Below are 6,266 nucleotides of genomic sequence, written 5' to 3'. Positions count from 1 at the left end.
TGGGGCGATTGGCCGCGGACGCTCGCGACCGAAATTATCTGATAAACACTTGAAATTCAAGGCGTTTCCGGACGCCTGCGAACATCTGCGAACGGGGCCGTGGTGCCCAGGGGCGGAATCGAACCACCGACACTGCGATTTTCAGTCGCATGCTCTACCAACTGAGCTACCTGGGCGCCGGCCCCCGGACGGGGGTTTGGTGAGAGCGCCGCGTTATAGAGGCCGGGTCCGGCCCTGTCCACCGGCTTTTGTCGCAAGTCTCCGATGCCGCGCGGGCCGCAGCAGGTGTCGGTCCATATCCCTCTTTATTCCTCGGCCTCGCCGTCCCGCGCCCGCGGCCGCTCGGGGTCGTCGTCGGTCTCCCGCACCGGAATGGCATAGACCCCGCTCATCCATCGATTGAGATCGACGTCGCCACAACGGCGCGAACAGAACGGCCGGTACTTCTCCTGGGAGGGCTTGCCGCAGATCGGACACGGCTTGCCGGGGGCGAGTGACGGACTGGTCATGCGGCAAAGATAGTCGCTGCGCGAAGGGATGGAAGCCGCCGGGCTATTCCCGGGCCGGTCCCGCGGTCCGGGGCGCCAATGCCGCGTTCCGGGCGGCATCGCGGCTGCGCAGATCGGTCTTCAGCACCTTGCCGTAATTGTTCTTCGGCAAGGCATCGATGAAGACATAATCGCGGGGGCGCTTGAACCGCGCGATTGCATTCAGGCACAGCGCGTCGAGATCGGCGCGGTCGGCCTCGCCGACCACATAGGCCACGACGATTTCGCCCCACTCCCGATCCGGCCGCCCGATCACCGAGACCTCGCGCACGCCGGGATGGCGAAGCAGCACCTCCTCGACTTCGCGGGGATAGATATTCGCGCCTCCCGAAATGATGAGGTCCTTGGAGCGGTCCATCAGGAAGAGATACCCCTCCTTGTCGAGGACGCCGATATCGCCGGTATGCAGAAAGCCGTCACGCAAGGCCGCGGCGCTCGCTTCCTCGTTCTGCCAATAGCCCGCCATCACCGTCTCGCCGCGGCACATGATCTCGCCCGGCTCCCCTTGGGGAAAGGCGAGGCCGCGCTCGTTCTTGATGACGAGTTCGATGCAGGAAAACGCGCGGCCCGCGGACTGAAGCCGCTCATGCCAGCGCGGATGCCGCCGGTCGGCGATATCGCTCTTCGGCAGCACGGTGATCGTCATCGGGCTTTCGCCCTGGCCGTAGATCTGCGCAAAGCGCGGGCCGAACCGGTCGAGTGCGCGCAGCGTATCCTCGACATACATCGGCGCACCGCCCCAGACGATGGTGCGCAGATGCGCCGGATCGCAATCGCCGTCGTAATCGACCAGCCGATTGATCATGGTCGGCGCGGCAAACATCGACAGGCGCGGCCGCGCCTCGATCAGATGAAAGATTTCATCCGCGTGGAAGCCCCCCGATTCCGGCACCACATTGATGCCCGCCCGCATGACATAAGGGATCATGTAGAGCCCCGATCCATGGCTCATCGGTGCGGCATGCAAAAGCGCGTCGCCGGGCGCGGTGCGATCCACTTCCTCGATATAGGCGAGCGCCATCACCGTCAGATTGCGATGCGTCAGCATCGCGCCCTTCGGCCGGCCCGTGGTGCCGGACGTATAGAAAAGCCAGGCAAGATCGTCGGGCGCGCGTTCAACCAGCGCTACCGGTTCGGCCGCAAGGAGGTTGTCGAAAGAGCGGCCGCCAAAGACAGCGATATGCTCAAGAGAGGGCGGCGCGTGCGCTTCGATGACCGAGGCGAGATCGGTCGATGCGAAACACACCCGCGCACCGGAATTTTCGAGGATGAAGTTCAGCTCGGCACCATGCAGCTTTGCATTGGCCGGCACGCCGACAAGGCCCGCATGCCAGATGGCATAGAGTGCAGTGACGTAATCGGGCGTGTTGCTCGCGACGATGGCGACGCGGTCACCTTCGGCCAGTCCGAATTGCTCGCGCAAGGCGCCTGCGATCCGCGCGACGCGTTCGGCCAACGCGCCATAGTCCAACACGTTGACGGCACCGAAACCGATCGCCGCCCGGTACGGATAATTTCGAGCCGTGTTGTGCAGGTGTTGCGCGAGATTCATGCGTCTCCGTCCAGGTCCTGATCTTCGGACGGTCCGGCCGGCGCAAGATCAGACAGCGTGAGTCGATCCAAAATATGATGGATCGGACGCTCGCAGGCGAGCGAAGTTCAGGACAGGCAGCGCCGCATGATGGAGCGAGCCGGCCAGCCGATCACGTGTTCAGCCAGCCGAAATGGATCGGGAAGCCTTCGCCCTGCAGGAGGGCGAGGGTCTCGTAGAGCGGCAGTCCGACCACATTGGAGTAGGAGCCGACGAGCTTCACCACGAACGAACCGGCAAGACCCTGGATGGCATAGCCGCCGGCCTTTCTGCGCCACTCGCCGGAGGCGAGATAGGCCTCGATGTCCTCGGCGGTCAGCCGCTTGAACCGCACCCGCGTCTCCACCATCCGCTGGCGGAAGCTCTCGTTGGGGGTGACGAGGCACACCCCCGTATAGACGCGGTGATTGCGGCCCGAGAGGAGACGCAGACATTGCCCGGCCTCATCAAGCAGCTCGGCTTTCGGCAGGATCCGGCGGCCCACCGCGACAACGGTGTCGGCCGCTATGATGTAGGCGCCGCGCAGCTCCTCGTTCAGGCGCACGGCCTCGAGCGCGGCTTCCGCCTTGGCCCGCGCCAGCCGGGTCGCGCAGGCGCGCGGCAGCTCCCCCTTCAGGGGAATTTCGTCGACATCGGCCGGCTGCAAGGCATCCGGCTCGATTCCGGCCTGATTGATCAGGGTGAGCCTGCGGGGCGAACCGGAAGCGAGGACGAGTTTGGGCCGGCCGATCATGGGAAGATGCGGGGGTTAGGGCGGATGCCCCGGCGAACGCCGACGGCGCCCGAAATGGGCGGCAAGACCTAACGGAATCGCGATGGATTCACAACCGGCCTGACGCCGTTCCGGACCCGCCCCCGCGCCAGCCCGGAGCGATACCGGGCCTCAGTCCCCTGCCCGGCCGGGTCCGGCGAAGCGATCCCGGATGCGCTGCATCAGCATGTCCCGGACCTCGCGATAGGCGTCGAGCTTCTGCGCCCGCGTGTCGCCGATGTCGCTCGGATCGGGGGTCGGCCAGTATTCCACATCGGCGGCGATGGTGCGGGTCAGTTCGAGGGCCCGGTGATGGGCCTCCGGCGAGAGCGTGACGATGAGGTCGAAATTCAGGCCCTCCCAGTCGTCAAGCTGCTCGAAGGTCTGCGGGCGATGCTTGGAGATATCGAGCCCGATCTCATGCATCACGGCGACGGCGAACGGGTCCGGCTCGCCGGGCTTGACGCCGGCGGACGCCGTATACATCCGCTTGCCGAACAGCTGCCGGAACAGCGCCATCGCCATCGGCGAGCGGATGGAGTTCAGACCGCAGGCGAACAGGACCGACTGCGGTCGTGTACCGGGCTGCGCCATCGTGCCGTCAGCCCTTCCAGTGAAGCACGCAGATCAGGGTGAAGAGCCGTCGCGCGGTCGCGAAATCCATCTCGACCTTGCCGTTCAACCGCTCCTGCAACAGCCGCGAGCCTTCGTCATGAAGGCCGCGCCGCCCCATGTCGATCGCCTCGATCCTGTCGGGGGTCGCGGTCCGGATGGCGGCATAATAGCTGTCGCAGATCAGGAAATAATCGCGCACGATCTTGCGCAACGGTGTCAGCGACAACAGGTGCGCGACCACCGCATTGCCGTCGGGTGTGCGGATATCGAAGACCAGCCGGTTATCCGCCATCGACAGATGCAGCGCATAATGGCCGACCGCCTGATCGACGGGCTGGAATTCGTTCTCCTCGATCAGGTCGTAGATCGCGACCGCGCGCTCGTGCTCGATATCGGGACCGGACCGGCCGATCGATTGCTCGTCCAGCGTGACCGCCACCAGCTTCGATACGAGCGGCCCCTCGGTCATCGCCTGTTCAACCTGATGGCCACCGAGCGTGCATGCGCGGCGAGCCCTTCCGCCTCGCCGAGCGTCATCGCGGCGGGACCGAGCGCGGCGAGCTGGTCCGGACCGCATTTGAGGATCGAGGTGCGCTTGACGAAATCGAGCACGCCGAGCCCCGACGAGAAACGCGCCGACCGCGCCGTGGGCAGCACATGGTTCGACCCGCCGACATAGTCGCCGATCGCTTCCGGCGTATAGCCGCCGACAAAGATTGCACCGGCGTTGCTGATCTTGCCGATCAGCGCTTCGGGATCGGCCGCGATCAATTCGAGATGTTCGGGCGCGATCGCATCGACCAGCGGAATCGCCTCATTGAGATCGCGCGTGACGATGGTGGCGCCGAAATCGCGCCAGGACGCTTCGGCGATCTGCGCCCGCGGCAACGTCTTCAATTGCGAAGCGACGGCGGCTTCAACCTCGTCCGCCAGCCGTGGATCGTTCGTGATCAGGATCGACTGCGCCGCCTCGTCATGCTCGGCTTGCGCCAGAAGATCGGCGGCGATCCAGTCCGGATTGCCGGTGCCGTCCGTCAGAACCAGCACCTCGGAGGGGCCCGCAATCATGTCGATGCCGACCTTGCCGAAGACCTGGCGCTTCGCCGCCGCGACATAGGCATTGCCGGGACCCACAATCTTCGCGACCGGCCTGATCGTGTGCGTGCCATAGGCCAAAGCCGCGACGGCCTGCGCACCGCCGACGCGATAGATCTCGTCGACGCCGCCAAGCTCCGCCGCCGCAAGCACCAGCGGATTGATTACGCCGTCCGGCGCGGGCACCACCATGACGATCCGCGGCACGCCCGCGACCTTGGCGGGCACGGCGTTCATGAGCACCGAGGACGGATAGGCCGCCGTGCCGCCCGGCACGTAGAGCCCGACCGCCTCGATCGCGGTCCAGCGGTGGCCGAGTTCCACGCCCAGCGCATCGGTGAACCGGTCGTCCTTCGGCTTCTGGCGCAGGTGAAACGCCTCGATCCGGTCGCGCGCCAGCTTCAGCGCCGCGACCGCCTCGGGCGCGCAGTCGCGCGCCGCGTCGGCGATCTCCTTCCGGGTGACACGCAGTCCGAGGGCGCGCAGGTCCACCCGATCGAATTTCAGGGACAGCTCGATCAGCGCCTCGTCGCCGCGCGCGATCACGTCGGCCACGATCGCGCGAACCGAAGCATCCACATCGGCCGAGGTCTCGCGCTTGGTCGAGAGGAAATCCTCGAAACGCTTGGCGAAATCGGCGCTGCGGCTATCAAGACGGATTGGCATGGGGCCGTGATGGCGCGCGGAACCCCGCGCGTCAACACCCCTCCCTTCGTCGATACCGGGAGCCCAAGGCGGCAGCCGCCGCACGTCCGGCGATTCGTCGGGCGGCCGTGGGCGACCCCGCCCACGATCTCCCTGTCACCGGTCCGCCGAAGCCGGCCGCGAGGTCTTCAGGCGACCTGCTGATCGCGAATGGCAACCGCCGCTTCGAGGTCGACCGACACCAGCTGGGAGACGCCGCGCTCAGCCATGGTGACGCCGTAGAGCCGGTTCATGCGCGCCATCGTGATCGGATTATGCGTGATGATCACGAAGCGCGTCTCGGTGGTCTTGGTCATCTCGTCGAGCAGGTCGCAGTAGCGCTCCACATTGTGGTCGTCGAGCGGAGCGTCCACCTCGTCCAGCACGCAGATCGGCGACGGGTTGGTGCGGAACACCGCGAAGATCAGCGCCATCGCGGTGAGCGCCTGCTCGCCGCCGGACAACAGCGACAGCGATTGCAGCTTCTTGCCCGGAGGCTTGGCCATGATTTCGAGCCCGGCCTCCAGCGGATCGTCGCTTTCGATCAACTGCAATTGCGCCTCGCCGCCGCCGAACAGCTGGGTAAAGAGCTGCTTGAAGTAGCCATTGACCACTTCGAACGAGGAGAGCAGCCGTTCGCGCGCTTCGCGGTTCAGGTTCTGGATACCCTGCCGCAGACGCTTGATCGCTTCGACAAGATCGTCCCGCTCGGTGACGAGCGAGGTATGCTGGGTTTCCACCTCGCGCAGCTCTTCCTCGGCCCGCAGATTCACGGCGCCGAGCCGCTCGCGCTCGCGGCGCAGCTTTTCGAGATCGGCCTCGACTTCGCTGACGTCGGGCAGAACGGTGCCCTCGCCGATTTCGGCGAGAGCCGCGACCGCTTGCGGCTCGACCTCCAGCATTTCGCGGACTTCGTGCTCGATATCGGCCAGGCGGCGCCGCGCGCCCTCGCCGCGCTCCTCGGCGCGGCCGAGTTGTTCGC

General features: G+C 66.0%; 6 protein-coding genes, 1 tRNA gene and 1 pseudogene. All 8 read right to left on the bottom strand.

Annotated features, from left to right (window positions below; genetic code table 11):
* Positions 1 to 100 precede the first annotated feature (100 nt).
* Positions 101 to 176: transfer RNA gene (locus VN004_RS13125), tRNA-Phe, on the bottom strand.
* A gap of 129 nt (positions 177 to 305) precedes the next feature.
* The gene (gene yacG, locus VN004_RS13120) at positions 306 to 509 is read right to left on the bottom strand and encodes a DNA gyrase inhibitor YacG (RefSeq protein WP_325610686.1); all 204 of its coding nucleotides are present in this window, start codon (positions 507 to 509) and stop codon (positions 306 to 308) included.
* A gap of 43 nt (positions 510 to 552) precedes the next feature.
* Complete coding sequence (locus VN004_RS13115) at positions 553 to 2,100, bottom strand: AMP-binding protein (protein ID WP_325610684.1); 1,548 nt, start codon at positions 2,098 to 2,100, stop codon at positions 553 to 555.
* 151 nt (positions 2,101 to 2,251) lie between these two features.
* Complete coding sequence (locus VN004_RS13110; RefSeq protein ID WP_325610682.1) at positions 2,252 to 2,872, bottom strand: Maf-like protein; 621 nt, start codon at positions 2,870 to 2,872, stop codon at positions 2,252 to 2,254.
* A 150-nt stretch (positions 2,873 to 3,022) separates the two neighbouring features.
* A complete protein-coding gene (locus tag VN004_RS13105; protein ID WP_325610680.1) occupies positions 3,023 to 3,484 on the bottom strand; it encodes an arsenate reductase ArsC in 462 nt (153 codons plus the stop codon).
* Positions 3,485 to 3,491: 7 nt separating this feature from the next.
* Positions 3,492 to 3,974 carry a UPF0262 family protein gene (locus VN004_RS13100; protein WP_325610677.1) on the bottom strand — a complete coding sequence of 161 codons (483 nt, stop codon included), beginning with the start codon at positions 3,972 to 3,974 and terminating at the stop codon, positions 3,492 to 3,494.
* Positions 3,971 to 5,266 carry a histidinol dehydrogenase gene (hisD, locus tag VN004_RS13095; RefSeq protein WP_325610675.1) on the bottom strand — a complete coding sequence of 432 codons (1,296 nt, stop codon included), beginning with the start codon at positions 5,264 to 5,266 and terminating at the stop codon, positions 3,971 to 3,973. Before hisD ends, VN004_RS13100 begins: the two co-directional genes overlap by 4 nt.
* Positions 5,267 to 5,433: 167 nt before the next feature.
* Positions 5,434 to 6,266, bottom strand: a pseudogene (locus VN004_RS13090) (chromosome segregation protein SMC); the annotation flags it as partial.

This window comes from Pseudorhodoplanes sp., assembly GCF_035565855.1.
Lineage (GTDB): Bacteria > Pseudomonadota > Alphaproteobacteria > Rhizobiales > Xanthobacteraceae > Pseudorhodoplanes.
This window is presented reverse-complemented; position numbering and strand designations above follow the sequence as displayed.

What these genes read in the sequence shown, in the direction of transcription:
- hisD (WP_325610675.1), bottom strand. Translation starts at nt 5,266, where the DNA reads ATGCCAATCCGTCTTGATAGCCGCAGCGCCGATTTCGCCAAGCGTTTC.
- VN004_RS13110 (WP_325610682.1), bottom strand. Translation starts at nt 2,872, where the DNA reads ATGATCGGCCGGCCCAAACTCGTCCTCGCTTCCGGTTCGCCCCGCAGG.
- VN004_RS13105 (WP_325610680.1), bottom strand. Translation starts at nt 3,484, where the DNA reads ATGGCGCAGCCCGGTACACGACCGCAGTCGGTCCTGTTCGCCTGCGGT.
- VN004_RS13100 (WP_325610677.1), bottom strand. Translation starts at nt 3,974, where the DNA reads ATGACCGAGGGGCCGCTCGTATCGAAGCTGGTGGCGGTCACGCTGGAC.
- yacG (WP_325610686.1), bottom strand. Translation starts at nt 509, where the DNA reads ATGACCAGTCCGTCACTCGCCCCCGGCAAGCCGTGTCCGATCTGCGGC.
- VN004_RS13115 (WP_325610684.1), bottom strand. Translation starts at nt 2,100, where the DNA reads ATGAATCTCGCGCAACACCTGCACAACACGGCTCGAAATTATCCGTAC.